A 26,094-nucleotide genomic window follows, 5' to 3' on the forward strand; every position below is an offset into this window, starting at 1 on the left:
TAGCTTGTTCCTGAAAATGACAATGTTTAGGAAATGTATAATTTTTTTCTATAGTTGGGCGCTAGTTGTTATCTAAATTTTTATTCAGTGCTATACTGTGGGAGAGAAGGAGACGATGAAAGAGTCGACTAGAACAAGGGGTGATGTGTTTGAGAAGAAAAAAAGAAATGCAAGAAAATGAACCAATAGCAGTGACTGCTAACGCGGAACGCTATTATCCAGAAGATAAACAAGGCTTGACGGCCGCACAAGTGGAAGAAAGACAGCGAAAAGGCTTAGTCAATGCTGCCGTCGATACAGAGTTTATCACAACGAAACAGATTGTTATTAATAACGTATTTACGTATTTCAACTTAATTTTTGTGGTACTAGGTGTGTTATTAATGCTGGTACAATCTTATAAAAATATGACCTTTTTGCCAGTAGTAATCATTAATACGGTCATTGGAATTTACCAAGAAATTAAGTCGAAGAAAGTATTAGATAGCTTAAATATTCTAAATGCTACAAAAGTAACCGTTGTGAGGGATGGCCAAGAACAAGAAATTTCGCCAGATGAACTGGTTTTGGACGATGTGGTGCTCTTTAAATCGGGTGAACAGATTTCTGGGGATGCAATTGTCTTATCTGGTGAAGTCCGTGTGAATGAATCCTTGTTAACTGGGGAATCTGATGAGATTACCAAAGTAGCAGATAGCCAACTTTTGTCAGGTAGCTTTATTGTGTCAGGTTCTTGTTATGCAAGAATTGATAAAATTGGCGCTGAGGCCTATGTTCATCAATTAACGCTTGAAGCGAAATCAATTAAAAAAGGGGAACAATCAGAGATGGTCGGTTCCATTAACCGTTTGGTGAAATGGGTAGGGATTATTATTATCCCGATCGGCTGTGTTCTATTTTTCCAAAGTTATTTCATCAACCATCAAGGGCTTCATGACAGCATTGTCTCCATGGAAGCTGCCTTGATTGGGATGATTCCGGAAGGGTTGTACCTTTTAACAACCGTTGCATTAGCTGCCAGCACAATGCGCTTAGCGAAGCGCGGCGTTTTATTGCACAACATGAAAAGTATCGAATCCTTAGCACGTGTTGATGTGTTATGTGTAGATAAAACAGGAACAATTACTGAAAACACGATGGAAGTCCAAGAGTTGGTTCCTGTGGTGAGTATCGAAAATGATGGTACAGACTTAACCAATGTCGAAAAATTAATTGGCGATTTTTGCCGAACAATGTCAGCTGACAATGATACGATGAAAGCGATGAAAGAATTTTTTGTTACTAATAATCAGAGGGAAGCCGTTAGCTACACCTCGTTTTCGTCTGTCGAAAAATTTAGTAGCGTGACTTTCCCAGAAGCGACGTATATTCTTGGGGCGCCAGAGATGATTTTGAGAGACAATTATGAAATGTATCAATCTGAAGTGGAACATTATACAAGTCAAGGCTATCGCTTATTGGTGTTCGGAAAGTATTTAGGAGAATTTCAGGAAACGTTGGCAGCAGAGGTTCAACCTCTAGGCTACATTCTTCTTTGGAATCCGATTCGTAAAGAAGCCAAAGCAACTTTTGAATATTTCGCTGAACAAAATGTGGCCATTAAGGTCATTTCTGGCGATAATCCTTTAACAGTATCCAATGTAGCACAAGCGGCAGGCATTATTGGTGCTGAAAATTATGTGGACGCGCGAACATTAACTACAATGGAAGCCCAGACAGAAGCTTTAGAAAAATACACCGTTTTTGGTCGTGTCACGCCAGAACAAAAGAAACAATTTGTACTATTGTTGAAAAAATTAGATCATTCAGTGGCGATGACAGGGGATGGAGTTAATGATATTTTAGCCATGAAAGAAGCAGATTGTAGTATTGCCATGGCTTCAGGAAATCAAGCTACAGCACAAGCCTCGCAAGTTGTGTTGTTAGATTCTGATTTTTCAACGATGCCGGAGGTTGTCTTTGAAGGCCGCCAAGTAGTTAATAACATTGAACGCTCTTCAAGTTTATTCCTTGTAAAAAATATTTTTTCCTTGCTGATGTCTGTCTTTGCTATGATTTTTGCCGTGACATATCCTTTACAACCGACACAAGTCACATTGATTAGTTTATTTACAATTGGGATTCCTTCGACATTTCTAGCTTTGGAACCAAATCATCGTCGCATTGAAGGGAAATTTCTTTTCAATGTGTTATCAAAAGCAATTCCTGGTGGGTTAACGGATATGTTAGTAGTCGGTGCTTTACTAATTTGTGGTGATATTCTTGCACTTCAAAAAACGGACATTTCAACGACTGCAACATTGTTGCTAGTTTCAGTCGGCTTTATGGTTCTTTATAAAATTAGTTCACCAATGAATCGTTACCGCAAGCGCGTAATGATTGGCTGTTTAATCGGAATGGTTATTACAAGTATTTCCATGAAAAACTTGTTCTCGTTAACTTCGGTATCGCCAACAGCCTTGTTACTTTTAGCCATTCTTTTCTTTGCAGCAGACTCAACTTTCCAACATTTATCAACCATTTCTGAAAAAGTTCAATTATGGTTTTATAAGAAAAGACATTAGGAGCAAAACACCGAGCCAAAATTATTTTGGTTCGGTGTTTTTTGTTTTTTATCGTTGGGAAAAATAAAAACACTTGCACCTAGTTAATCCTTGATAGTATAAACCTAACCAATTATTTTAGATAGGAAGGATTGAATAAAAATGAAAAAAAGAAGTTTTGTCTATTGGGGAATGTTTTTCATTCTTTTGTCGACGCTGATAACGCCTTTTCTGAAACTTGAAACAGGATATGCGCAAACGGAACCAACTAGTACCAGTGAAACCAATCAAATTTCTGCTACGCCAAACGTAGTGCCGCGTAAGCAAGTAGGCAACATTGTGACAGCGATTCAGCTAACGGACAAAGAGGGAAACCCACTTGGGACCATTAATCAATATACAGACATCTACCTCCGAATTGAGTTCAACTTACCGGATAATACCGTTAATAGTGGGGATACGAGTGTGATTACTTTGCCCGAAGAGCTACGTCTCGAGAAAAATATGACCTTTAATGTAGTAGATGATACAGGTGCTGTGGTTGCAATTGCACAGACCGATGTAGCAAATAAAACGGTCACGTTAACGTATACAGATTACGTAGAAAACCATGCCAATATTAGTGGGTCTTTATATTTTACAAGTTTGATTGATTTCGAAAATGTCGAAAATGAATCCAAGATTCCTATTTACGTCACGGTTGAAGGGGAAAAAATATTTGCTGGCGATCTTGATTACCAAGGTGAAGGCGATGATGTTAACGAAAAATTTAGCAAGTATTCGTGGTTTATCGAAGACGATCCAACCGAAATTTACAATGTACTACGGATTAATCCAACAGGGCAAACGTATACTGATTTAGAAGTGGAAGATGTGCTAAAAACAGAAAGTTTAAGTTATATGAAAGACACTATGAAAATTGAACGAGGACAATGGACACTGGATGGAAATGCTATTTGGCAGTTCACGCCAGAGGAAGATATAACTGATCAGTTGGCTGTCCAGTATGGTCCTGGTGACCGCAATTTTTCGGTGCATTTTGGCAATATTGGGACTAACGAATATCGTATCACCTATAAAACCAAAATCGATCATCTTCCCGAAAAAGGTGAAACCTTCACAAATTATGCAAAATTAACAGAAAATCAAACGGTGGTGGAAGAAGTCGAAGTGAGTCGTGTCTCACAAACGGGTGGTGGAGAAGCCAATGGTGAACAATATGTTGTTGAAATTCATAAAGAAGATGAAGCAGGCCAGCGTTTAGCAGGTGCAGAGTTTGAACTCATTCGTAACTCAACCAATCAAACAGTGGCCAAAATCACAACAGATCAAAACGGAACAGCGATTGTTAAAGGCTTGTTAAAAGATAACTATACTTTAGAAGAAACCAAAGCACCTACCGGTTACCAACTTTCGCAAAACAAGATTCCAATAACGCCTGAAGACTTTGGTAAAAACTTAGTTGCACTGAAAACTGTTGTGAATCATAAGATTTCATATCAACCAGTCGCTGCTTCATTTTTAGCTGGAAAAGTTCTTTTAGGAAAACCACTGAAGGATGCTGAATTTCAATTTGAATTGTTAGATGAGAAAGGCACAGTACTAGAAACGGTTAGTAACGATACTTTAGGGAAAATTCAATTTTCACCATTAACCTTTGAAACTCCTGGAAACTATCAATACACCATTCGGGAAGTAAACACGCAACAGGCAGGTGTTTCCTACGATACGCACAACCTTCAAGTTCAAGTAACCGTCGAGGCGCTTTTAGGAAATCTTGTGGCGACTACTCAGTATGATGGAGGTCAAGTATTTACTAATCACTATACGCCAGAAAAACCTATAGAGGGTACCACACCACCAACGAGTGGGACAACAGATACTACCACGAATTCAACCACAGAAACTACTTCAATAACCATTGAAAAACAGGCGATTCGTAATAAAGAATTGCCAAAAACAGGAGAAACAAAAGAAAACGCGTTTCTTTTCTTAGGTAGCCTTCTTTTGATTCAAGGAGTATTTATCTATTTTAAAACGAAAAAATAATCGCTTAGATAGTTTCAGTAATCGAGACAAAATGTGCAAATTTCGAGAGATTTAGCTTGTTCATTTGAGTTTGGAATGGTTCTGTGCTATACTATCTTTAGCGTAATGATACTAGTTGGGAGTGAGCGGATTTCTGCTCACTCTTTTTGATGGAAAAGTCATCAGGACACGGTTCGTTACATCAATCTCGAAGGAGGCGAAAATTTTGAGTAGTGCTGTGGAAACTGTAACAAAGTTAGTCACACCAATCTTAGAAGAACAAAATTTTGAACTTGTGGAAGTAGAGTTTGTTAAGGAAGGAAAAAATTGGTTTTTACGAGTATTTATCGATAAAGAAGGTGGCATTGATATTGAGGAATGTGCCTTTGTCAGCGAAAAATTAAGTGAAAAACTAGATGCAATGGATCCAGATCCAATTCCGCAAGCGTACTTTCTGGAAGTTTCTTCTCCGGGAGCAGAACGTCCGTTAAAGAAAGAAAGCGATTATGAACAAGCGGTAGGCAAGTACATTCATATTTCTCTTTATCAAGCAGTTGATGGAGAAAAACAGATTGAGGGTACCTTAGTCCATCTTGATTCAGAACAATTAACATTAAGTGTAAAAATTAAAACCAGAGTGAAGGAAATGACTTTTGAACGTAAAAATATCGCAAAAGCTCGTTTAGCCATTCAATTTTAATCAACAGACTCGAATGTAAAAAAGGGTCCACTAAAAGTTTTACTTTTAGCTGGGCCTGTGACAAGTTTTAACGAGAAGTTTTTCCCTTGGAAGAAGAACCACTCGTTCAGCTTTAACGAATCCATAGGAGGAAAAGAAAAACAATGAGCAAAGAAATGTTAAATGCATTAGACGTATTAGAAGCTGAAAAAGGGATTCCTAAAGATACGGTGATTGAAGCGTTACAAGCAGCTTTAGTTTCTGCATATAAAAGACATTATGGACAAGCAAGCAACGTCGAAGTTGAATTTGAACCAAAAAAAGGCAATATTCACGTGTATGCTGTCAAAGAAGTAACAGAAGAAGTATTTGATTCACAATTGGAAGTTTCATTAAAAGATGCCGTTGCATTAAATGGTGCATATGAAATCGGCGACAAAATTCGTTTTGAAGTTACGCCAAAAGACTTTGGCCGCATTGCTGCCCAAACAGCAAAGCAAGTAATTTTACAACGTGTCCGTGAAGCAGAAAGAACAATTATTTATAATGAATTTAGCGAATACGAAAATGACATCATGCAAGGAATTGTTGAACGTCAAGATCGTCGTTATATCTATGTAAACTTAGGTAAAATCGAAGCAGTCTTATCAAAACAAGATCAAATGCCAAATGAATTTTACCAACCGCATGATCGGATTAAAGTTTACGTATCACGTGTTGAAAACACATCAAAAGGCCCACAAGTTTTTGTAAGCCGTAGTCATCCAGATTTACTAAAACGTCTTTTTGAACAAGAAATTCCAGAAGTTTATGATGGAATTGTTGAAATCGTAAGCGTCGCTCGTGAAGCTGGCGATCGTTCAAAAGTAGCCGTTCGTTCAACAGATCCTAATATTGACCCAGTGGGTACCTGTGTTGGTCCAAAAGGCCAACGTGTCCAAGCGATTGTGAATGAATTAAAAGGCGAAAATATGGATATTGTGGAATGGAACGAAGATCCAGCTATTTATATTAGTAATGCCTTGAATCCAGCTCAAGTATTAGATGTTATTTTTGATCCAGAAAATAGCAAAGCATGTACAGTTGTTGTACCTGATTATCAATTGTCATTAGCAATTGGTAAACGTGGTCAAAATGCGCGCTTAGCTGCTAAATTAACGGGCCATAAAATTGATATCAAATCAGAATCTGATATGGCTGAATTTTATGAACAACAAGCCAATCAAGAAGTTGCCGAAGTGGCAGAAGAAATGGATGAAGCAATTATCCATTCAGATATGACGGCAGATGATTACGAAAACTTGGCTACTGAAGAAGCAGTTGTTGAAGCAGAAATTACAGAAGAATTACCTGAACAAGAATAACGTTTTTGGAGGGTGAAAAAATGAAAAAGAGAAAAATTCCAATGCGTAAATCGGTTGTTTCAGGCGAAATGAAACCGAAAAAAGAATTAGTCAGAATTACTCGCTCCAAAGAAGGCGAAGTGGCCTTAGATCCAACTGGTAAATTACCAGGACGTGGCGCTTACGTTGATTTGGATCCTGCGGAAGTCCAAAAAGCTTGGGATAAAAAAATTCTTGATCGTGTCTTAGAAACAAAATTAAGTGATGAATTTTATCAAGAACTATTGGATTATGTAACGCACCAAAAAGCCCGCAAAGAGTTGTTTGGCGATGGAAAATAAAACCAAAATTTTGAACCTTTTAGGTTTAGCAATGCGCGCCGGTAAATTAGTCACAGGCGAGGAATTAACCCTTAAAGATATTCGTGCAAACAAAGCGAAATTTGTGTTTGTTGCGCAAGATGCCAGTGAGAATACTAGAAAGAAAATCAAGGACAAAAGTTCTTATTATAATGTTCCTGTTAGCGAACTGTTCAGTCAATTCGAGCTCAGCCAAGCGATTGGGCGACCACGAATGGTTATCGGAGTAACTGATGCAGGATTTGCCACCAAAATCAAGGAATTACTAAAAGGTTAGGAAGGTGATTGCATGGGAAAAAAAAGAATTTATGAACTAGCAAAAGAAATGAATAAAGCAAGCAAAGACGTTGTCGATAAAGCGCATCAATTAGGTATGGATGTTAAAAACCATATGGGCGCAATTAGTTCCGAGCAAGAAACAAAGCTTCGTCAAGCATTCGGAGGAGGAAGTACCGTAAATACTCAATCAAAAGCAACAAACAACCAAAAGCAACAAACAACACAAAATAAACCAGCCAATAAGAAACCAATGAACAATAAACCTGGTGAACAAAGAAATAACCAAAATCGTCCAAACAATCAATCAACGAATGGACAACAAAGAAATAACAACAACCAAAATCGTCACGGCCAAAGCAACACACAAAACCGTAGCAATCAAACAAATACAAACAATCAAAACCGCAATACCCAAAACAATAACGGTTCTACAACGAATCAAAATCGGACCAGCCAAAATAACAATGGCGGGAACAACCAAAACCGTGGCGGCCAAAACCGTAACAACAATTTTGGTGGCGGTCAAAATCGTAATAACCGGAATAACTTTAATAACCAAAACCGCAATCGTTTCAACAAAAAAGGGAAAAAAGGCAAACATCAACAAGAATCAGCGAAGCCAGCAGTACCAGCACGTAAATTCCGTGAATTACCAGATGTTTTAGAATATACAGAAGGTATGAACGTGGCAGATATTGCGAAAAAAATCCACCGCGAACCAGCGGAAATCATCAAAAAATTATTTATGATGGGTGTCATGGTTAACCAAAACCAAGCCTTAGATAAAGATACAATTGAATTATTAGCTGTGGACTATGGCATGGAACCGCAAGAAAAAGTCCAAGTTGATATTGCGGACATTGATAAATTCTTCGAACCAGAAGCAGTTGTTGAAGAAAACTTAACCACACGTCCCCCTGTTGTCACAATCATGGGACACGTAGACCACGGGAAAACAACATTATTAGATACATTGCGCCATTCTCGTGTGACTTCAGGTGAAGCGGGCGGAATCACGCAGCATATTGGTGCCTATCAGTTAGATATTGATGGCAAACCAATTACGTTCTTAGATACACCAGGACATGCGGCCTTTACAAGTATGCGCGCGCGTGGTGCCAGCATCACTGATATTACCATCTTAGTTGTTGCAGCGGACGATGGAGTAATGCCACAAACAATCGAGGCGATTAACCATGCCAAAGCGGCAAAAGTGCCGATTATTGTAGCAGTTAACAAAATTGATAAGCCTGGTGCGAACCCTGATCATGTGAAACAAGAATTAAGTGAACATGAATTAATTCCTGAAGAATGGGGCGGAGATACGATTTTCGTCAATATTTCAGCGAAATTCAATCAAAACATTGATGAGCTATTGGAAAATATTTTATTGATTGCTGAAGTAGAAGACTTAAAAGCTGATCCAACGCAAAAAGCAATTGGAACAGTGATTGAAGCGCGCTTAGATAAAGGTAAAGGTCCGGTTGCGACATTACTCGTTCAACAAGGAACTTTACATGTTGGTGATCCAATCGTTGTTGGTAATACTTACGGACGTGTTCGTGTGATGACCAATGACATGGGCCGCCGTGATAAAGAAGCAGGACCCGCAACTCCTGTAGAAATTACCGGATTAAATGATGTTCCTCAAGCGGGTGATCGTTTTGTGGTCTTTGAAGATGAAAAAACGGCACGTCAAGCAGGGGAAGAACGGGCTAAACGTGCGTTGCTTGAACAACGTTCAGCAAGTAGCCGTGTGACATTGGATAACTTATTTGAAAGCCTAAAAGAAGGCGAATTAAAAGAAGTTAATATCATTGTCAAAGCAGACGTACAAGGATCTGCCGAAGCCGTTTCAGCAAGTTTACAAAAAATTGATGTAGAAGGCGTTCGTGTGAAAATTGTTCACGCGGCAGTTGGGGCCATCAATGAAAGCGACGTAACTTTAGCCGCAGCAAGTAATGCGATTATTATCGGCTTTAACGTTCGCCCAACACCACAAGCGAAACAACAAGCAGAACAAGAAGAAGTTGATATTCGTTTACACCGTATTATCTATAAAGCCCTAGAAGAAATCGAAACAGCGATGAAAGGGTTATTAGATCCAGAATTTGAAGAAAAAATTACGGGTCAAATGACGGTTCGTGAATTGTACAAAGTATCTAAAGTTGGCACAATCGCTGGCTGTTATGTTACAGAAGGCTTTATTCGCCGCGATAGTGGCGTTCGTGTCATTCGTGATGGTATTGTTATTTATGAAGGTAAATTAGCAAGCTTGAAACGCTTTAAAGATGACGTGAAAGAAGTCAAACTTGGTTTTGAATGTGGTGCTATGATTGAAAACTTCAATGATTTACGTGTAGATGATGCGATTGAAGGCTTCATTATGGAAGAAATCAAACAATAATTTTAGTAATTGGAGGAAGACACTATGGCAAATTATCGTGACCGTCGTGTAGGCCAAGAAATCATGCGTGAAGTGAATGATATCTTGAACAAACGCATCAGAGATCCACGCGTCCAAGGCATCACTATTACAGATGTTCGTGTGACCGGTGATTTACAACAAGCAACGATTTACTACAGCTTGTTATCTGATTTAGCTTCCGAACAACAAAAAGCTCAACAAGGCTTAGACAAAGCCAAAGGACTGATTCGTAAAGAATTAGGACAACGGTTAACCTTGTATAAAACACCAGAGTTGATTTTTGAAAGAGACGAATCTGTCCAATACGGAAATCACATTGATGAGTTGATTCGTAAGTTGAATCAAGGTGAATAATTAAAAAGAAAAAGCACACCAGACGAATGGTGTGCTTTTTCTTTTCATGATTTCTTGATAAAATAGTCATGGAGGTGTAAAGATGAAAAGAATTGTTGCTTTCTATAAAAATGGAGATCGCTATTTAAAAGAAATGGGTTCAGGCAAGAGTTCCCTGTACTTTTTTCTTTTCTTCTTTGTACTACATAGTATGCGGGAACATATTATTCAGTTCATCGGATTTTGGCCGTCATTTATATTCGTCCTCATACTTGTCCCAAATCTTATGCTTGGCGTCGGACATATTAACCATTGGTACAAAAACCGCTCTTGAATTTTCCAGAATACTTTTAAGCATGGAACAAAATCCTTATTGATTTTGTTCCATGCTTTTTAAGTTAACCCAGTATTTAATACCATCACAGAATAATCCCTAAATTCAAAAATCCGTCCTTTATAAAGATAAGTGGCGCCATACTTTTGTCGATAGTACGTAATCACATTTTTTAATGTTTCAACATCGATTTCCAAAAATTCAGCACAAGAATAATGGTTGCTTAAGCCAGCTTCAGAGCAACGAATTAAATCGTCTAATGTAACTAATTGCTCTAAGGCCACATTGCGGGCTTTCAACTCTTGCTTCCGATTTTCTGTACAATTTTGATTTAAAATAGTGCCAACGGATGTTTGATAATGCCCGTATTCCTCGGCTAAAATATTCTTCTTTTGACGGGTACTCAATGTTTTTTCAATATAAATTTTGCCATTTCGATACAACCCATAACAACCTGTTTGATTGTATAAATCAATTTCTAAAACCGTCACATCCTTTTGAATGGAACTGACGAGTTTTTCATAATCATTCACTTTACCATTCACCTGCCATTACTTAATAAAAAGAGTAGATGGGAAGTTAATCCTCTTTTTTGTCAGAAGAAATCGATTGTTGATATTTGGCATCAATTTCATCCAAGTAATCGTGAATTTTCTCGATTTCTTCTTTTGAAAATATCTTTTCTGGATCCCCAGCGTGGGCAGCCAGTGTCATTTCGTCACGGCGAGGGAATGAGAGAATTTCTGCTTGCGTTTGTTGTTCGTGTAATTGTTGTTCGGCAAATTGATAAACGATGGCTTGTCGTTGGGGTTCTAATTTTTTATAAATGCGGTCGATAGTTGAGGCATTTTTTTCCATGGGAACCTCTTGTCCCATCAACCAGGCCTCATTAATATCTAATGCATCTGCAATGCGATAAACTTTGTCTTGTTTTGCTTCGTAACGACCAGCTAGCCAATCGCTGATCGAAGATTTACCGATGCCAGTTTTTTTCGCTAAATCACTAGGTTTGATGTTCTTGGCTGTTAAAGCCTCTTTTAAACGGATAGCAAAAATGTTCATATTTCCGAACCTCCTATTGCCTCAAAGTATACTATACCTGTTTAGAGAAGGCAAGTAACAATCGCAATTAAATTTAGCAGTTCATAAAACCGAACTTATGAGTTGACAGTGAAAATATTTGATGCTAAGATAGAGCCATTCAAATGTTCGGTTAACTGAACTAATTTTTTTGAACACTTTGTTCGGAAAACCGTATTTTGGTGGAAAGGGTGAAGAAATGAGTCGGAATTATAAAAAAACGTTGTCGGATATGTTACTTTTAGCAATTATTTTATTAATAAGCAGTGTCTCAATAAAAATTGGGGTCATCGTGATTGGTATGATTGGCCTCATGGAATTACTAACAGAGTAACAATAATTTAGTCAAAAGGAGAGAAGCGGATTGGCAGAACGACGCATGTTTGCAAAAACGATTATTGATAGTGATGCGTTTTTAGATATGCCTTTATCAAGTCAGGCCCTGTATTTTCATTTAGCGATGCGTGCCGATGATGATGGATTTATCAATAATCCCAAAAAATTGCAGCGAATGGTTGGTTGTGGGGAAGACGATCTAAAATTGCTAATGGTTAAAAAATTTATTCTAGTATTTGAAAGTGGTGTGATCGTTATCAAACATTGGAAAATTCATAATTATATTCGCAGTGATCGTTACAAACCAACCTTGTATCAAGAAGAGAAAAATCAGATTGTTGAAAAAAATAGCAAAGCTTATACGTTTAAAGTAGAATCGTCTGTCAGTGGTCAACCAGCTGACTACCAACGGTTACCACAGGAAAGCATAGGCCAGTCTAAGTTAGGTCAGAGTCAAGGTAGTAGTTCGGAAAACGATTGTTTAAAGACGATTTATCATTTTTATGAGGAAAACGGCTTTGGTACACTGGCCTCAAAAACAAGCCAAGATTTTAAGTATTGGTTGCAAGATTTTATACAAAAAGGGGCTAGCCAAGAGGAAGCATGCCAATTAATCTTGCATGCTTTAGGAATTGCCGTCGATCGAAATAAACGGAATTACGGCTATGTAAATGCTATTTTGAAAAGTTGGGAGCAACAAAATTATTTATCCGTACATGAAGTTCTGGTAAATGATAAAAAACAAGTGTTGGAGCATGCGCCGCAAATGACAGAAGAATATCAAGAGTTAGGTTTTTAAAGAAAGGAGGAAATCAGTATGCATGCGACAGATCAAACTTTTCAAATACTATTGAGTCAATTGTTAGAAAAAGTTGAAGACCGTTGTCCTGAATGTGGCAGTGAACAATATGTTTGGCAACAAAAAAATAAAGATGGCACAGAACGTTGTGCCCCAACTTGTTGGTCGTGTGGGTATAAAATGCTAAAAAAACATGAACAACAAGCCAATCAACAACGTTCTCAAGAGAGTTTTATGGCACGTACACAAAAATTTTTTCATCAAGGGTCCTTAATTGCTGATGATGCGCTACGGCAATGTCGTTTAACCAATTACCAAACCACTGAATTAGAAACAAGACAAGCAAAAGAACGGGCCTTAGCAGCAGTTTCAGCGATTGTTGAAGGAAAGCCAATCCACGTTATTTTTTCAGGGAAACCTGGTGTCGGTAAAAGTCATTTGGCTATCAGTATTTTAGTTGAAGTCTTAGAACGCTCTGCATATCAAAAGTATTGTTTATTTGTCAGCTACTCTGAGTTATTAGAAAAACTAAAAATGTCCATGAATGAGTCGACCAAAAGCCAAGCAAAGGCTCAAGCGTATATTACTAGAATGAAAAAAGCAGACGTTTTGGTCTTAGATGATTTAGGTGCTGAATTAGGAATTAAAAATAAAGTTAGTACGGATTTTAATAATGACATCTTAAACCGAATTTTAGAAGCTAGACAGAATAAAGCAACTATTTTTACTACTAATTTTTCTGGAAAACAACTGGTGGAGGCCTATGGAACACGCATTATTTCTCGTCTAATGAAGCACGCCAGTGGCTATGTTTTCCAATATAAAGACACAACAGACAAACGAATGAGGAGTGTGAAATAAATATGTTAACAATTATTATTGGGTTTATCTTTTGGACAATGACACTAATGTTAGGTTATCTAATTGGTGAAAGAGAAGGCCGTAAACATGAGTAATTTAACAAAACGTAAAAAAGATTTATTTGAAATGAAAAGCGTTGTATTTAAAGATATTTCAAAGCAACAAAGCGAAAAAGCACAAAAAAGAAAACGACTCTTACAACTAATGAATCAATATCCCGATTGGGCAAGTCAAAAAAATAAACTTATTATGCAGGAAATTCAAGAATTAGGACAAGCAATCGGTAATTGGTCGATGGATCAATCAAGACCCATCCAATCCATCAAGGCCGCATCGTTTACAAAAAGCGAGTATCTCTATTTAATTTGGCTCGGTTATTCAGATGAAGCGATTCGTCACGGCTTAGACATGTCGAAAGAATGTTATTTTATTTATCGATTAACACTTTTAAATGAATAAAAGTAAAGGAGATTAACCAATGCGTACGTCAACATTTAATTATATCAAAGATATTTTAGCAGACTTTTATAAAACAGATGAGTATATCCGTCAACGGGAAGAAGAATTACGGCACCCTTATCAAGAAGCAGATTTAAATGCTGGTATTAGAGGACAAGGACTTCACTCTGTAGTGACCGAACGAATGGCGATTACGATAGCTATGGATCGTCGTCTGTGGAACTTAGAGAGAAATCGAGACATTATCAAAAATTGTTTAGCTGAAGCGGATGAACAAACGCGCGTGATTATTGAAGAACTATATATGAAAAAACGGCCCTCTTTAACATTAATTGGACTTGCCCAGCAATTATTTATTAGTAAAAGCCAAGCCTATAAATTAAGAAATCATTTCTTTGAAGCGGTGGCGGATGAACTAGGGATGTAAACATGGAAAAAGCGTGGAATTTTTTCAGGTGTCAACATGGTAAATTAATAGTGTCGAAAGAAATAGATAAACGTGAGGCAACCAAAAAAATGAAGACACGGAATTCTATGATTTTGACTGCTTTCTTGTGTCAGCTATGAAGGAGCAGAAAATGCCGGCTACTTTCAAGATCCTTCATTTTGACTAGAAGAGAGCCAATTTGTTAACCAATCCTGAATTTTTTGAATGGAAAGGTGGCGCTAAAAATGAATGAAGCGGAACAAGAATTATATGAAGCCCTTGTTGCAATCTGCCAGACGTCAGGATTTTTGTTGCTAGAGGAACTGCCGACAGATTTACCAGATCAGCCATTTGTTTACTTAGGTGATAGTAAAGAATTACCTAAGCCAACTAAATCAGCTATTTCGGGAGAGATTGAATTAATAATGCATGTTTATGGTGCGTTATCTGAACGACAACAAATTTCTACAATTAAAGGAACGATTTTACGGCAGGCAACTAGTAACTTAAAACGAACGGCTCATTTTAATTGGGGTATCAAACATCAAGAAGTCAAAGCACAAATGGTAAAAGATACCAAACAAATGAAAAAAACAATTTGGCATGCTGTACTACCATTACACATGCAATTTTACTAGGAGGAATTATCAATGGGAGAAGTTATGCAAGGAAAAGACCGTATTTTATTAGTTCGTCGCTTGGATGAAGCAGCGACAAAGAAAGCAATGAAACCCTTATTTCAAATTGAACATGAATGGGAATTCTCACGTGAATCGAGCGGTACGCAAACAAAAGATGGCGTTGCGAATGCTGTTTCTGGTTTAGAAGTTACGTTATCGTTAAGCGGTTTAGCCTCTCGAGATGATGAAAATTTATACATGAAAGACGCAGTCGAAGATGGCATCTTAATGGAATTTTGGGATGTTGATTTAAAAGGTGAAAAAAATGCGGAAGGTAAATATCCAGCAATTTATGCCCAAGGTTATGTAAATTCATGGAGTTTACCAGCCAATGTAGAAGAATTAGTAGAAATCGAAACAGAAGCCTCTATTAATGGCAAGCCACAAGATGGCTTTGCAACAGTAGAAGCAGATATTATTGCGGAAGCACAATATGCGTTCCAAGATACCGTTCCAGAGAAAGCACCACAACCTGGCGCATAATCAAAAAAAGTGTTGAATTTTAGGAGGATAAAAAATGAATTTAGAGATTAACGGAAAAACAATTGAAGTGAAATTTACGATTGGCGCGATTCGCGAATTAGATAAACGTTACCAAATTGAAAATGGCGCTGCCAAATTCGGCATGGGCATCAGTTCAGCAATGATTTATTTACGCCAATACAATCCAGTAATCTTAGTTGACATCATGGAAGCTTTACAAAGTGGGCAATTAAAAATAGGTAAGTCGGAAATTGAAGCATGGTTAATGACCCAAGATGTCAAAAAACTTTCAGATGATTTGCTTAAAGAAATGGGAAAGCAACCTCTTACAAAACCAATGATCGATCAGTTCAGCAAAGAAGCGAAGAAAGCAGAAGCGCAAGCGACCAACTAATTAAAACGAGCGATGACGTGTATCACGACATCGCTCTTTCTGCTTTTCGCTACTTAGGCTGTCGTTCGTTTGAAGAAGTGGATCGGATGACCATGTCTGAATTTGAATTACGAATGATTGCTTTTAATTTAGCAGAAGTAGATGAAGAGCGGAAAAGGCACGAGCTTGCCTACTTAAATGTTAAAGCGCAAGCGACAAACAAAAAAGGAAAACCCGTTTTTGAAAGCTTTAAAAGTTTTTATGATTATGAAAAACGAGTTGCTGAAGTTCTGGTAGCTAACCAGCCACAACGAACGAAATTAAATGAGCGGAAAAAAAAGCAACTTGCCACTGTGGCAGAGCGTCTACGCCGCTATCGAGAAGGGAGGAGAGTAGATGGAGAATGAACAAAGAAAAAACGCCGTTATCGGAGGCAAAGAAAAGCCTTGCAGGCGTCCAACAAGCATTAAAAAGTATGAGCGGTGAGTATGCCTTATTAAGTGGATATTTAGGGAAAATTAGTGCGGGTGTCAATCAGTCAGCCACGGTCATGAACACATTTAAAACCGTCATGCAACAATCTGGAGAAACAGTGAAAAAAACAGGAGACGAAACAGCAAAGGCAGCAGATCAAATGAACACAGCGTTAACAGATTCTGCTGAACAAGCCGGTGAAGCAGCTAAAAAAGCGGGGAAAGAAACCTCTGATGGCTTTACTAATGCACAAAATAATATGCTGAGCTTTGGGACGGCCATGACTAGTGTCGTTTCCTTACCTATGCTGAATGTTTTAAAAACAGCTATGGGCGTCGGTGCTGGGGTCAGTGGCGAATTTCAAGGAATGCAAGGACTGATTATGGCTAGTGCAGGAGGGATTTCTGATTCATTGCAAGGCGAGTTGCAAGGGGCATTGACTCAGATGAATCAATCATTTGAAGCGGCAGCACAAGTGATTCAAAGCGTGATGGCTCCAGGAATGGAAATTTTGGTTCAAGTGGTTATCACAGTCGTCAAAGGCATTACAGCTTTGGTGAATTTATTTATCAAATTACCAAAACCCGTCCAAGTTTTTATTGTTGCCATTATGGGCATTTTAGCCGCCATTGGGCCCATGTTGATTATGGTAACGATGGCTCAGCAAAAATTTCAACAGTTTAGTGATGGTTTGGTTCTTGTAAAAGGAAACATTGGGAAGTTAGGTGGTGGCTTATCAAAACTAAGTGCTAGTTTTAGTGCCTTAAGTGGAGGACCGTTAATTTTAATTGTAGCAGCCGTTTTAGCAGCGGTAGCAGCGTTTATTTATTTCTATAAAACCAATGAAACATTTAGAAATAGTATCAATAGCTTAGCTAGTGCCATTCAAGGAGCTGTTTCAGCGGCGTTTGGCAAATTGGTAGGACTGCTACAACAGATTCAGCCGGCCTTTCAACAAGTAATGGCAGTTTTTAAACAATTTTTTGCAGTAGGCTTAGAGAAAATGGTGACTATTTTTTCAACAATTGGTCGTGTGCTAACAGGCGTTTTTGCCAGCGGTTTGCAATTAGGTAGTAACTTATTAGGGCAATTTGGTGGCACCTTTGACAAAGCTGGTTTAGCGGTTGGTCTTTTGGTAAAAGTTCTGACAAAGGTTGCACTGGCTGCATTAGGAATTTCTGGGCCGTTTGGTCTAATTATTTCCTTGATTGTTTCATTCGTGACGGCCTGGATGAAAACCGGTGATTTGAGTGCGGGTGGTATTACCCAAGTCTTTGATAATTTAGGTAACACGATTACATCGGTTACAACAATGCTGGCAGCTAATCTACCGAAAGTTATACAACTTTTTACAACCGTCTTAACCAGTATTCTCGGGAAAATAACAGAAGCTATTCCAAGCATCGTCACCGCGTTATCTAGTTTAATTACGTTAATTGTTGGTGCGATCGTTGCCAATTTGCCCGTCTTAATTGAAGCGGCAACACAAATTATTACTACGTTGATTCAGGGGATTACAACAGTCTTACCAATGTTGATAGAAGTTGGTTTGAGCTTATTAATGACTTTAGTTAATGCGATTGTCACCGCCTTGCCAACAATTACAACTGCAGCGATTAATATCATCACTACATTAGTGACAGCTTTTGTCACAGCGTTACCAATGCTAGTTACAGCAGGTGTTTCAATTATCACAGCCTTAGTCAATGCATTTGTTACTATGTTACCGTTGATTTTGACTGCTGGTTTACAAATTTTGATGGCATTAATCACTGGGATTATGACGATTTTACCTCAGTTAATTCAATCAGCGCTGACGATTATTCTAGCGTTAGTGACTGCGTTGGTAGGTGCCTTACCACAGATTATCAGCGCAGGTGTCAAATTGTTAATGGCGTTAATTCAAGGAATTATTTCGATTTTACCAACCTTAGTTGCGGCAGCTATTACCTTAATTTTGACATTGGTAAATGCCTTAATTGGTGCCTTGCCACAAATCATCAGCGCAGGTGTCAAATTGCTAATGGCCTTGATCCAAGGGATTATTTCAATTTTACCGCAACTGGTTACTGCAGCAATTACGCTAATTACCGCTTTAATGGGTGCGTTAATCAATGCGTTGCCACAGTTATTAAGTGCTGGGATTCAACTGATTCAAGCCTTAATTAATGGTGTACTCAGTCTATTGAGTGCCTTGCTGTCCGCAGCAGGAACATTAATCTCACAAATGATCACGAAGATTGGTTCTTATTTTGGTCAACTGTTAGCTTCGGGCGGACAGTTAGTTGAAAATATCAAAAATGGGGTTACCAATGCAGCCGATCAGGTAAAAAATGCCATTGGTTCTGTAATTGAAGGTGCTTGGCAAGCAATCCAAGGTTGGTTTTCAAAATTCACCGATGCCGGTGCGAATATTGTCGGTATGATTGCTGATGGAATTACAGGCGCAATTGGAAAAGCCAAAGAAGCAATCGATGGGGTCGTCAGTAAAATTCGTAACTTTTTACCATTTTCACCAGCAAAAGAAGGTCCCTTATCTGATTTGCATAAATTGAATTTCGGCGGCACGATTGCCACGGGGATTTATGCAGGCGAAACAGCCGTTAGTAGAGCAATGGCTTCTATTTTAGACTTACCGCTGTTAAATGATTTTGCCTTGGACTTAGCTGGTCGAGGAAACTTCACAGCAACGATTGACCATCGTTTAGAAAATGATGCATACAATCGACCATTATTTGTGACAGTAGAGTCAACGTTAGATGGGAAAGTTGTCGCAGCAACTACGGCGCCTTATTTAGCAACAGAGTTACAACGACAACAAGTGAAACAAAATAACCGCTTAGGAAGGAGAGGATAACATGTATAAATTTGTTGATACCAATCAAGCAACTCATTCAACGCCTCTTCCTTCAGAAGCGTTGAATTTTAACGGTCAATTTTTAGAAAAAGTCATCCCTGGCTATCAAACATTATCAGTTTCAGGACGAGAATTAGTTCCAAGCGAAATTGAAAGCTATCAATTAGGGATTCGTGATGGTAAACGTCACGTTTATGCGCGAATTCCAGAACGAGAATTAACAGTCAAATATCGCCTTTCAGCTGTGAATAATGAAGCGTTTCGAGATGCATTTAATCATTTAAACGTTGCTTTGTTTACGGAAAAAGACGTTTCTATTTGGTTTAACGATGAACCGGAAATGCTGTGGTTTGGCAGTAAGTCTTCAGTGAGTGATGTACCCGAAGGTGTTAACCAAGTAACAGGCACCTTTACTTTATTGCTTTCTGATCCGTATAAATACACACGGAGTGATGCGACTAGTGTGATGTGGGGTTCGCCAACCATTACATTTCAAGCGAATTACTTAATGGGGAATACAGGCTCAGGTGCAGTTGATTTTCCAATTTTAATTGAAGGTGGAGCCTATTGGGGATCAACCATGATTACCTTTCAAAATCGGGCTTACACGATGGGGGATTTAGGCAAAGAAGTTCGGCCAATTGAAATTTATCCTACGGTCGAAGGATTAAAAGTCAAACCGACCATTATTTTAACAGGAACCGGACGTGGTGTTTGGATTAAAACACGGAACGATACAATTAACTTAGGAGACTTTGATCGTTCGGAAATTATCATTGATACTGAAAATTTTTATCTGACAAAAAATGGTGCACCGATGATTCGACCAATGAACGATTTTTATCTATATCCCAATGAACCGCTGTATATTCAAGCCAAAGATAGCGACTTCCGCTTGACGATTCGCTATCCTAACCGATTTGTGTAGGAGGGTGATTAAATGTTAATGGCGCTGGATTTGAAAAGAACATATACGGCAATCTTGGATAATGCCTATCAAGTCAGTTATGAAAAAATAGAGAACAAAATTGGCAGTTTAGATTTTACCATGCCGCTAGATGATCCTAAAAATGAATTTATTGCAGAAATGCAATGGGTGGAACTGACCGACAATGAGAATGAATATATTGGTTTATATCGCGTGATGCCAACCACAATTAAGAAAGATGCGAACAATAATCAAATTCACTACTCTGCCACAGAAGCATTATGTACCTTAGGCGATACTGTCCTTTTTGGTTGTCACGAAATTAAAAACAAAACAACGAAAGAGGCCATTCAATTTCTATTGAATAAACAAAAAACAAAGCATTGGGTCCTAAAAAAATGTGATTTTTCAAGGAAATTAACCTATAAATGGGAGAATGAAAACGGGCTAGTCGAGCCTTTATTTAGCATCCCAGCCGATTTCGAAGAGGAATATCTTTGGCAATGGAATACAGAGATCTATCCTTTTGAAATTTCATTAGTCAAACCGCCAACAGAACCAGTTGCGCGAATTCAAGAAGGTTACAACATGCAAGGATTTGAAATAGAACGTAATCCCAAGATGCTAATCAATCGGATTTATCCATTAGGTTCAGGCGAAGGTGTTAACAAAGTCAATATTCGCTCGGTCAATCAAGGGGTTCCGTATTTAGAGAACAAGGCCGCAATTGACCGCTATGGTTTATTAGAGTCAATTTGGGTGGAACAGCGTTTTTCTGATCCCAAGGCATTAAAGGAAAATGCTTTGCGAATGTTAGAAGAATGGACCAAGCCACAAGTTTCTTGGGTAGTGACTGCAGCTGATTTAATTAAATTAACAGATCAACCTTTAGCAATTGATCGTTTGCGGTTGGGCACGGTTATCATGATTAATACGAATGAGTTTGGGAGTGTCAACCTTCGTATCAAAAAAGAAAGTAAAAAAGATGTCTTTGGTGCCCCCCAAGACATTCAGCTAGAGTTGGGAAATCTGCAAGAAACAATTCATAGTACCATGACAGCTTTCAGTCGGAAACAAGAGATTAGCGAAACTTACGCACAAGGGGCGACGACACTTTTAAATCGTTCAATACAAGGAGAACTTAGCAAGACACAGCCAGTGGAGCTGAATTTATACTTTGACGAGGACATTCTTTATATAAACACCGCAGAATTAACGTTCAAGGCAACTGCTAAAGGACCTTCGCATTCTGTAACGAACATTGATTTGGTAGTGGATGGCAAAAAATTACCCCAACTATCATTGCAACAACAACGGCTAAACATTTTGAGTTATTTACGAAAAACAACAGATGGAAAAATCGAACGCGGCAATCACACGCTTCAATTTTTCTCTCATCAGCCACTATGGTTGGATGCTTCGGTCATCTGTCGTGTGTATATTCAATCCCAATTGGGTGGCCAGTTTTAATAAAATAATGAAAACTAGAGGAGTGTGACGAAATGTCAGTAGAACATATTGAAGAATTAGATACCCTGAATCAAGGTCGCCTTAAAATCAATGCAATCTTGGATCAGTCGAATGCATCAGCTGAGAAAGTAGATGCTTACCAAGTCCAGTTAACGAATGGAATTTCTGAAGCGAAAAACATCGCAGATGAAGCTGGCAAAGAAGCCGTACAAATTGCCACCGATGCAGGCAATCAAGCAAATGAAACAGCCAACCAAGCGATGAACAATGCCAAAACAGCAATCACGATTGCAGGAAATGCAGTTTCAACGGCAAATAATAATAAACAAGAATTTGATACTTTGCGAAATGATTTCGATCAATTAGTAGCAGAAGCGGGTGATAGTAATCCAGAAATTGTCCAAGCACGCACAGATACACAAGGCATCAAACAAGCTACCTTAGCGAATCGTCTTCAAATTGATTTGAATGACCGTATGACAAAAGCAGACGGTATTTCTTTATTGGCTAAGCCAACCACTGTCAAATTGAAGTTAGACTTTAACGGTAAAACGGCCGGCAATACAGCCACCAATGCAAACAGTTATTCCACTGATTTTACGGCTAAAATTCTTAAGAAGCCAACAGACGTTTGGGAGGAAGTTTCCCAAGCGGACTACAATAAAATGGCCAGCCGTGATGATGAGGGTGTGAAAACAGGTTCCACCCAAAGCGGTGTGATTCCGCAACAATTAGCGGCCTTCAATCTCGTTGAAGCCGCTAAAAAATTAATTCCACAAATGTTTGAAACATTCACAACTGACGAGGCGGTGGCATTTATTCGCCAGAACGTTCAATTTTTTACGATTAATCAACGTGTGAAAGCCGCTGCGCCCAATAATCAAACGATTAAAATCGCTACGTATTTACCAACTACGGATAATTGGGTAACTCAAATCCAAGAATCAGCAAAAGAGTTTGGCGATTTTTCAATTCAAATCAATGATCAGAATTTTATCACAGATGAAGGTTTCATTTATTTAATGAGCTATACAGATTCATCGAATGGGGTAACGCCAGCCAGCTTAGAAGTTGATTACATGGGGCTTCATATTGGTCTGTCTGTTGATGCCCAAGCGGTTTTAGCGAAGAGTGGTTTTGTTCAAGCGGAGCAACTCAATACCCATGTGGAAAATCAGGATAATCCGCACCAAGTAACCGCTGAACAAGTTGGGCTGGGCAATGTAGAAAATTATGGCTTCGCATCAGACAGCGAAGCAGTCGCGGGAACTTTAACGAGTAAATATATGCACCCGAAAAACGTTGCGGAAGCGATTAAAGGTCAAGCTGTGACACAAACAGGTGACCAAGAGATTGCTGGGATGAAGAATTTTGTAACTATGCCAACCGTCAATGGTGTGCCTTTGGAATCCTCTAAAATGGCCATTTATGAAGCTAGTGGAGTCGGTGAAGTCGAGGCAAAATATCAGGCGGCCTTTAATAAAGACAATATGAAATTTGTATTAATTAGGGTAGGAAATCGTGTCGATGCATTTGTAAGATGTAATTTGAGTGATCCGACGAAATTGAATAATAATGTGGTTAAAGTGTTTACTGTTCCAACAGGATATACATTATCGACGAAGATTACAAAGGGAATATGGAATTTGGCGTTAACTGCTATGCAATATACATTCCCTCAACCGAATTGTGCAGGTTTATATGAGATGGGAAATCAAGGAATTCTTTTTGGTGCTAACCGTGCTGGAAATATTTACCTCCAAGGAAGTTGGTACACGGACGATCCGTTTCCGACAAAATAACAAGCTAGTTTAGGAGACTTTTTATGGAACGTTATCTCAACACAATAACAATGCTTTTAAGCATTTTCGGTGGGATTGTCGTACGTTTATTAGGTGGATTAGATCAATTGTTGGATGTCTTCCTCTTTTTAATTATTGTCGATTTCATCACAGGTTGGATTAAGGCAATCGCCACAAAAGAATTGTCCAGTCGGATTGGTATGCTCGGAATTGCGAAAAAAGTGACGATGTTATTTGTGGTTGCTGTAGCGGTTCGTGTTGAAAAAGTTGTGGGGAACAATTTGCCAATTCGGGAAATGGTTCTGATTTTTTACATTGCGAACGAAGGACTTTCTTTTTTTGAAAACATTGCGACCTTTATTCCTATGCCGAAAAAGTTAAAAGAGTTATTTATTCAGTTAAAAAATAAAGATGATTAAGTAGAAGTGGTCGGGACAAACGTAGAATTTTCGGCTGATTGCCGAAGAAATTACTTCTGTCCCGCCATTTATCTGCAGGTTTAAGCCGTGAAAGGGAAGTTATTTTGACTTTCCTTTCATGGCTTTTTTAAGAAAGGAGCATGCTATGTTTAAAAAATTAATGATTCAACTTTCTTTAGTGATTGGCTTAAGTTTAACGATTCCGATGACGGCTTGCGCTTACACCATCGAAGCGGATCCGATCAACTTTACTTATTTTCCCGGCTCTGCAACCAATGAATTAATTGTTTTACATGAATCTGGAAACGAGCGGAACCTAGGACCACACAGTTTAGACAATGAAGTAGCCTATATGAAACGAAATTGGTCAAATGCTTATGTCTCATATTTTGTCGGATCTGGTGGACGAGTGAAACAATTAGCTCCTGCTGGCCAAATTCAATATGGCGCAGGTTCTTTAGCTAATCAAAAAGCCTATGCGCAAATCGAATTGGCTCGCACGAATAATGCGACGACATTTAAAAAAGATTATGCTGCCTATGTTAATTTGGCCCGTGATTTGGCTCAGAACATTGGTGCTGATTTTTCGCTGGACGATGGAACTGGTTATGGAATAGTCACTCATGATTGGATTACAAAAAATTGGTGGGGAGATCATACAGATCCTTATGGTTATTTAGCGCGTTGGGGGATTAGTAAAGCACAGTTGGCACAAGATTTACAAACGGGCGTTTCTGAAACAGGTGAGACTGTCATTGTTCAGCCGGGTAAACCTAATGCACCAAAATATCAAGTAGGACAAGCAATTCGTTTCACTTCAATCTATCCAACACCAGATGCTTTAATCAATGAACATCTATTAGCAGAGGCACTTTGGACACAGGTAGGAACAATTACAGCGAAATTACCAGACCGACAAAACCTTTACCGTATTGAAAATAGCGGACATTTGTTAGGCTATGTGAACGATGGCGACATTGCTGAACTTTGGCACCCGCAAACGAAGAAATCATTTTTAATTGGTGTGGACGAAGGCATTGTTTTAAGAGCAGGACAACCTAGTTTGTCAGCACCCATTTATGGCATTTGGCCCAAAAATACTCGCTTTTATTACGATGCGTTTTATATTGCAGATGGGTATGTTTTTATTGGTGGAACAGATACGACAGGCGCGAGAATTTATTTGCCAATCGGACCAAACGATGGCAACGCACAGAATACATGGGGATCATTTACTAGCTAAAAAAAGCCACAAACTCTGATAAAAGCAGAGTTTGTGGCTTTTTGTGCATTTAGCAGAGATTTTGCCAAAGGGAATAAGCAATGGAGACTGCGAAGCTAGGTACTTTTATGCTATAATGACAAAGTTAGTATTATCGGAACTGGAGGAACTATAATGGACGGCATTTTACCGTTATGGAAGGAACGTGGCATGACAAGTCATGACTGCGTATTTAAATTGAGAAAAATTTTACATACCAAAAAAATTGGTCATGGTGGTACGTTAGATCCAGATGTCGAAGGGGTCTTACCCATCTGCGTTGGCAAAGGAACGAAAGTGATCGAATACATGGTAGATTCTGGCAAAACCTATGAAGGTGAAATTACACTTGGATTTGCTACGACAACCGAAGATGTTAGTGGTGAAATTGTTGAAAAAAAACCAGTTACAACACCTCTGTCAACTGAACAAATTGATCAAGCAATGGCCGAAATGACAGGTGAAATCACACAAATCCCACCGATGTTTTCTGCGGTGAAAGTCAATGGTAAACGTTTATATGAATATGCGCGGAACGGGGAAGAAGTTGAACGGCCCCAACGAAAAGCAATGATTTATTCATTTGAACGCACTAGTGAACCAATTTTTAATGAATCTGCTCAAACACAAAGTTGGCGGTTTAAAGTGGTCTGTGGCAAAGGAACCTATGTGCGGACACTATCCGTGGATACTGGCAAAAAATTAGGCTATCCTGCCCATATGTCGGATTTAACGAGAACGGCAAGTGGCGGTTTGCAAGCTGCGCAATGCTTAACGTTAGAAGAAGTAGCCAAACAAATGGCAGCTGAAACAATCGATCAATGCCTGTTGCCCATTGAGACAGCAGTAGAACAATTCCCACGAATTGATTTATCAGATGAATTGTATCAAAAAGTAAAAAATGGCATGCGTTTGCACAAAAAAGAACTAGGAATAAAGGCAATGCCAGAATCCTTAGTTGCCTTATTTTACCAAAATCAAGTGGTTAGTTTATACATGCCACACCCAACGCATGATAAATTATTGAAACCAAGTAAAGTTCTACGGAACAATTAAATA

General features: G+C 38.6%; 27 protein-coding genes. 25 read left to right on the plus strand and 2 right to left on the minus strand.

Going from position 1 to position 26,094, the window contains the following annotated elements; translation table 11 throughout:
• Positions 1–143 precede the first annotated feature (143 nt).
• The 9 genes from IGJ90_RS05560 (at position 144) to IGJ90_RS05600 (ending at position 10,326) form a co-directional block, all read left to right on the plus strand.
• A complete protein-coding gene (locus tag IGJ90_RS05560) occupies positions 144–2,564 on the plus strand; it encodes a cation-translocating P-type ATPase (RefSeq protein WP_438767719.1) in 2,421 nt (806 codons plus the stop codon).
• A gap of 141 nt (positions 2,565–2,705) precedes the next feature.
• Positions 2,706–4,592: an Ig-like domain-containing protein gene (locus IGJ90_RS05565; RefSeq protein ID WP_438767721.1), complete on the plus strand. Its 1,887-nt coding sequence runs from the start codon at positions 2,706–2,708 to the stop codon at positions 4,590–4,592.
• Between the two features lie 205 nt (positions 4,593–4,797).
• A complete protein-coding gene (gene rimP, locus IGJ90_RS05570) occupies positions 4,798–5,271 on the plus strand; it encodes a ribosome maturation factor RimP (RefSeq protein WP_002357863.1) in 474 nt (157 codons plus the stop codon).
• A 143-nt stretch (positions 5,272–5,414) separates the two neighbouring features.
• Positions 5,415–6,614, plus strand: coding sequence for a transcription termination factor NusA (gene nusA, locus IGJ90_RS05575; RefSeq protein ID WP_002360499.1), 1,200 nt, complete (start codon positions 5,415–5,417; stop codon positions 6,612–6,614).
• A 20-nt stretch (positions 6,615–6,634) separates the two neighbouring features.
• Positions 6,635–6,934 carry an RNase P modulator RnpM gene (gene rnpM / locus IGJ90_RS05580; protein ID WP_002363794.1) on the plus strand — a complete coding sequence of 100 codons (300 nt, stop codon included), beginning with the start codon at positions 6,635–6,637 and terminating at the stop codon, positions 6,932–6,934.
• Positions 6,924–7,229 carry a YlxQ-related RNA-binding protein gene (locus IGJ90_RS05585; RefSeq protein WP_002357860.1) on the plus strand — a complete coding sequence of 102 codons (306 nt, stop codon included), beginning with the start codon at positions 6,924–6,926 and terminating at the stop codon, positions 7,227–7,229. The genes rnpM and IGJ90_RS05585 overlap by 11 nt, the downstream gene beginning before the upstream one ends.
• 12 nt (positions 7,230–7,241) lie before the next feature.
• Complete coding sequence (infB, locus tag IGJ90_RS05590) at positions 7,242–9,638, plus strand: translation initiation factor IF-2 (RefSeq protein ID WP_002357859.1); 2,397 nt, start codon at positions 7,242–7,244, stop codon at positions 9,636–9,638.
• 24 nt (positions 9,639–9,662) lie between these two features.
• Positions 9,663–10,013 (plus strand): 30S ribosome-binding factor RbfA, encoded by a 351-nt coding sequence (gene rbfA / locus IGJ90_RS05595; RefSeq protein ID WP_002360497.1) that lies wholly within the window; start codon positions 9,663–9,665, stop codon positions 10,011–10,013.
• 82 nt (positions 10,014–10,095) lie between these two features.
• Positions 10,096–10,326: a hypothetical protein gene (locus IGJ90_RS05600; RefSeq protein WP_002393873.1), complete on the plus strand. Its 231-nt coding sequence runs from the start codon at positions 10,096–10,098 to the stop codon at positions 10,324–10,326.
• A gap of 59 nt (positions 10,327–10,385) precedes the next feature.
• On the opposite strand, the gene IGJ90_RS05605 is transcribed toward IGJ90_RS05600, so the two are convergent.
• Together IGJ90_RS05605 and IGJ90_RS05610 are read right to left on the minus strand one after the other, a co-directional pair.
• Positions 10,386–10,871: a toxin gene (locus IGJ90_RS05605; RefSeq protein ID WP_002382232.1), complete on the minus strand. Its 486-nt coding sequence runs from the start codon at positions 10,869–10,871 to the stop codon at positions 10,386–10,388.
• Positions 10,872–10,905: 34 nt separating this feature from the next.
• Positions 10,906–11,388: a helix-turn-helix domain-containing protein gene (locus IGJ90_RS05610; RefSeq protein WP_002371257.1), complete on the minus strand. Its 483-nt coding sequence runs from the start codon at positions 11,386–11,388 to the stop codon at positions 10,906–10,908.
• Positions 11,389–11,557: 169 nt separating this feature from the next.
• Here IGJ90_RS05610 and IGJ90_RS05615 point away from each other — a divergent pair, with 169 nt between their 5' ends.
• From IGJ90_RS05615 to truB, 16 genes are all read left to right on the plus strand, one after another.
• Entirely contained in the window at positions 11,558–11,740 is a 183-nt protein-coding gene (locus IGJ90_RS05615; RefSeq protein WP_050443818.1) for a hypothetical protein, read from the plus strand.
• Positions 11,741–11,785: 45 nt separating this feature from the next.
• Positions 11,786–12,541, plus strand: coding sequence for a DnaD domain protein (locus IGJ90_RS05620; RefSeq protein WP_163326415.1), 756 nt, complete (start codon positions 11,786–11,788; stop codon positions 12,539–12,541).
• Between the two features lie 18 nt (positions 12,542–12,559).
• Complete coding sequence (locus tag IGJ90_RS05625; RefSeq protein ID WP_002366554.1) at positions 12,560–13,402, plus strand: ATP-binding protein; 843 nt, start codon at positions 12,560–12,562, stop codon at positions 13,400–13,402.
• A 66-nt stretch (positions 13,403–13,468) separates the two neighbouring features.
• Complete coding sequence (locus IGJ90_RS05630; protein ID WP_002360492.1) at positions 13,469–13,861, plus strand: hypothetical protein; 393 nt, start codon at positions 13,469–13,471, stop codon at positions 13,859–13,861.
• A gap of 19 nt (positions 13,862–13,880) precedes the next feature.
• Positions 13,881–14,288: a RinA family phage transcriptional activator gene (locus IGJ90_RS05635; protein WP_002360491.1), complete on the plus strand. Its 408-nt coding sequence runs from the start codon at positions 13,881–13,883 to the stop codon at positions 14,286–14,288.
• Between the two features lie 221 nt (positions 14,289–14,509).
• A complete protein-coding gene (locus IGJ90_RS05640; protein ID WP_025186601.1) occupies positions 14,510–14,926 on the plus strand; it encodes a hypothetical protein in 417 nt (138 codons plus the stop codon).
• A 12-nt stretch (positions 14,927–14,938) separates the two neighbouring features.
• Positions 14,939–15,451: a phage major tail protein, TP901-1 family gene (locus tag IGJ90_RS05645; RefSeq protein WP_002366557.1), complete on the plus strand. Its 513-nt coding sequence runs from the start codon at positions 14,939–14,941 to the stop codon at positions 15,449–15,451.
• A gap of 34 nt (positions 15,452–15,485) precedes the next feature.
• Positions 15,486–15,845, plus strand: coding sequence for a tail assembly chaperone (locus tag IGJ90_RS05650; protein WP_002357848.1), 360 nt, complete (start codon positions 15,486–15,488; stop codon positions 15,843–15,845).
• Between the two features lie 17 nt (positions 15,846–15,862).
• Positions 15,863–16,231, plus strand: a complete 369-nt coding sequence (locus IGJ90_RS05655; RefSeq protein ID WP_438767723.1) for a hypothetical protein — start codon at positions 15,863–15,865, stop codon at positions 16,229–16,231.
• On the plus strand, positions 16,228–19,155 hold the full coding sequence (locus IGJ90_RS05660; protein ID WP_438767725.1) for a phage tail protein: 2,928 nt from the start codon (positions 16,228–16,230) through the stop codon (positions 19,153–19,155). The genes IGJ90_RS05655 and IGJ90_RS05660 overlap by 4 nt, the downstream gene beginning before the upstream one ends.
• 1 nt (position 19,156) lies before the next feature.
• Positions 19,157–20,083, plus strand: coding sequence for a distal tail protein Dit (locus IGJ90_RS05665; protein ID WP_002365553.1), 927 nt, complete (start codon positions 19,157–19,159; stop codon positions 20,081–20,083).
• A gap of 12 nt (positions 20,084–20,095) precedes the next feature.
• Complete coding sequence (locus IGJ90_RS05670; RefSeq protein ID WP_002366561.1) at positions 20,096–21,553, plus strand: phage tail protein; 1,458 nt, start codon at positions 20,096–20,098, stop codon at positions 21,551–21,553.
• A gap of 32 nt (positions 21,554–21,585) precedes the next feature.
• Positions 21,586–23,355 (plus strand): hypothetical protein, encoded by a 1,770-nt coding sequence (locus IGJ90_RS05675; protein ID WP_002366562.1) that lies wholly within the window; start codon positions 21,586–21,588, stop codon positions 23,353–23,355.
• Between the two features lie 23 nt (positions 23,356–23,378).
• On the plus strand, positions 23,379–23,774 hold the full coding sequence (locus IGJ90_RS05680; RefSeq protein ID WP_002357842.1) for a phage holin family protein: 396 nt from the start codon (positions 23,379–23,381) through the stop codon (positions 23,772–23,774).
• A gap of 118 nt (positions 23,775–23,892) precedes the next feature.
• Positions 23,893–25,017: an SH3 domain-containing protein gene (locus IGJ90_RS05685; RefSeq protein WP_438767728.1), complete on the plus strand. Its 1,125-nt coding sequence runs from the start codon at positions 23,893–23,895 to the stop codon at positions 25,015–25,017.
• 153 nt (positions 25,018–25,170) lie between these two features.
• Complete coding sequence (gene truB, locus IGJ90_RS05690; RefSeq protein WP_002357840.1) at positions 25,171–26,091, plus strand: tRNA pseudouridine(55) synthase TruB; 921 nt, start codon at positions 25,171–25,173, stop codon at positions 26,089–26,091.
• Positions 26,092–26,094 lie beyond the last annotated feature (3 nt).

Origin of the sequence: Enterococcus sp. AZ129 (assembly GCF_051714505.1) — a bacterium.
Lineage (GTDB): Bacteria > Bacillota > Bacilli > Lactobacillales > Enterococcaceae > Enterococcus > Enterococcus faecalis.

What these genes read in the sequence shown, in the direction of transcription:
- IGJ90_RS05560 (WP_438767719.1), top strand. Translation starts at nt 144, where the DNA reads ATGTGTTTGAGAAGAAAAAAAGAAATGCAAGAAAATGAACCAATAGCA.
- IGJ90_RS05565 (WP_438767721.1), top strand. Translation starts at nt 2,706, where the DNA reads ATGAAAAAAAGAAGTTTTGTCTATTGGGGAATGTTTTTCATTCTTTTG.
- nusA (WP_002360499.1), top strand. Translation starts at nt 5,415, where the DNA reads ATGAGCAAAGAAATGTTAAATGCATTAGACGTATTAGAAGCTGAAAAA.
- rnpM (WP_002363794.1), top strand. Translation starts at nt 6,635, where the DNA reads ATGAAAAAGAGAAAAATTCCAATGCGTAAATCGGTTGTTTCAGGCGAA.
- IGJ90_RS05585 (WP_002357860.1), top strand. Translation starts at nt 6,924, where the DNA reads ATGGAAAATAAAACCAAAATTTTGAACCTTTTAGGTTTAGCAATGCGC.
- infB (WP_002357859.1), top strand. Translation starts at nt 7,242, where the DNA reads ATGGGAAAAAAAAGAATTTATGAACTAGCAAAAGAAATGAATAAAGCA.
- rbfA (WP_002360497.1), top strand. Translation starts at nt 9,663, where the DNA reads ATGGCAAATTATCGTGACCGTCGTGTAGGCCAAGAAATCATGCGTGAA.
- IGJ90_RS05600 (WP_002393873.1), top strand. Translation starts at nt 10,096, where the DNA reads ATGAAAAGAATTGTTGCTTTCTATAAAAATGGAGATCGCTATTTAAAA.
- IGJ90_RS05610 (WP_002371257.1), bottom strand. Translation starts at nt 11,388, where the DNA reads ATGAACATTTTTGCTATCCGTTTAAAAGAGGCTTTAACAGCCAAGAAC.
- IGJ90_RS05620 (WP_163326415.1), top strand. Translation starts at nt 11,786, where the DNA reads ATGTTTGCAAAAACGATTATTGATAGTGATGCGTTTTTAGATATGCCT.
- IGJ90_RS05625 (WP_002366554.1), top strand. Translation starts at nt 12,560, where the DNA reads ATGCATGCGACAGATCAAACTTTTCAAATACTATTGAGTCAATTGTTA.
- IGJ90_RS05635 (WP_002360491.1), top strand. Translation starts at nt 13,881, where the DNA reads ATGCGTACGTCAACATTTAATTATATCAAAGATATTTTAGCAGACTTT.
- IGJ90_RS05645 (WP_002366557.1), top strand. Translation starts at nt 14,939, where the DNA reads ATGGGAGAAGTTATGCAAGGAAAAGACCGTATTTTATTAGTTCGTCGC.
- IGJ90_RS05650 (WP_002357848.1), top strand. Translation starts at nt 15,486, where the DNA reads ATGAATTTAGAGATTAACGGAAAAACAATTGAAGTGAAATTTACGATT.
- IGJ90_RS05660 (WP_438767725.1), top strand. Translation starts at nt 16,228, where the DNA reads ATGAACAAAGAAAAAACGCCGTTATCGGAGGCAAAGAAAAGCCTTGCA.
- IGJ90_RS05665 (WP_002365553.1), top strand. Translation starts at nt 19,157, where the DNA reads ATGTATAAATTTGTTGATACCAATCAAGCAACTCATTCAACGCCTCTT.
- IGJ90_RS05670 (WP_002366561.1), top strand. Translation starts at nt 20,096, where the DNA reads ATGTTAATGGCGCTGGATTTGAAAAGAACATATACGGCAATCTTGGAT.
- IGJ90_RS05675 (WP_002366562.1), top strand. Translation starts at nt 21,586, where the DNA reads ATGTCAGTAGAACATATTGAAGAATTAGATACCCTGAATCAAGGTCGC.
- IGJ90_RS05680 (WP_002357842.1), top strand. Translation starts at nt 23,379, where the DNA reads ATGGAACGTTATCTCAACACAATAACAATGCTTTTAAGCATTTTCGGT.
- IGJ90_RS05685 (WP_438767728.1), top strand. Translation starts at nt 23,893, where the DNA reads ATGGCTTTTTTAAGAAAGGAGCATGCTATGTTTAAAAAATTAATGATT.
- truB (WP_002357840.1), top strand. Translation starts at nt 25,171, where the DNA reads ATGGACGGCATTTTACCGTTATGGAAGGAACGTGGCATGACAAGTCAT.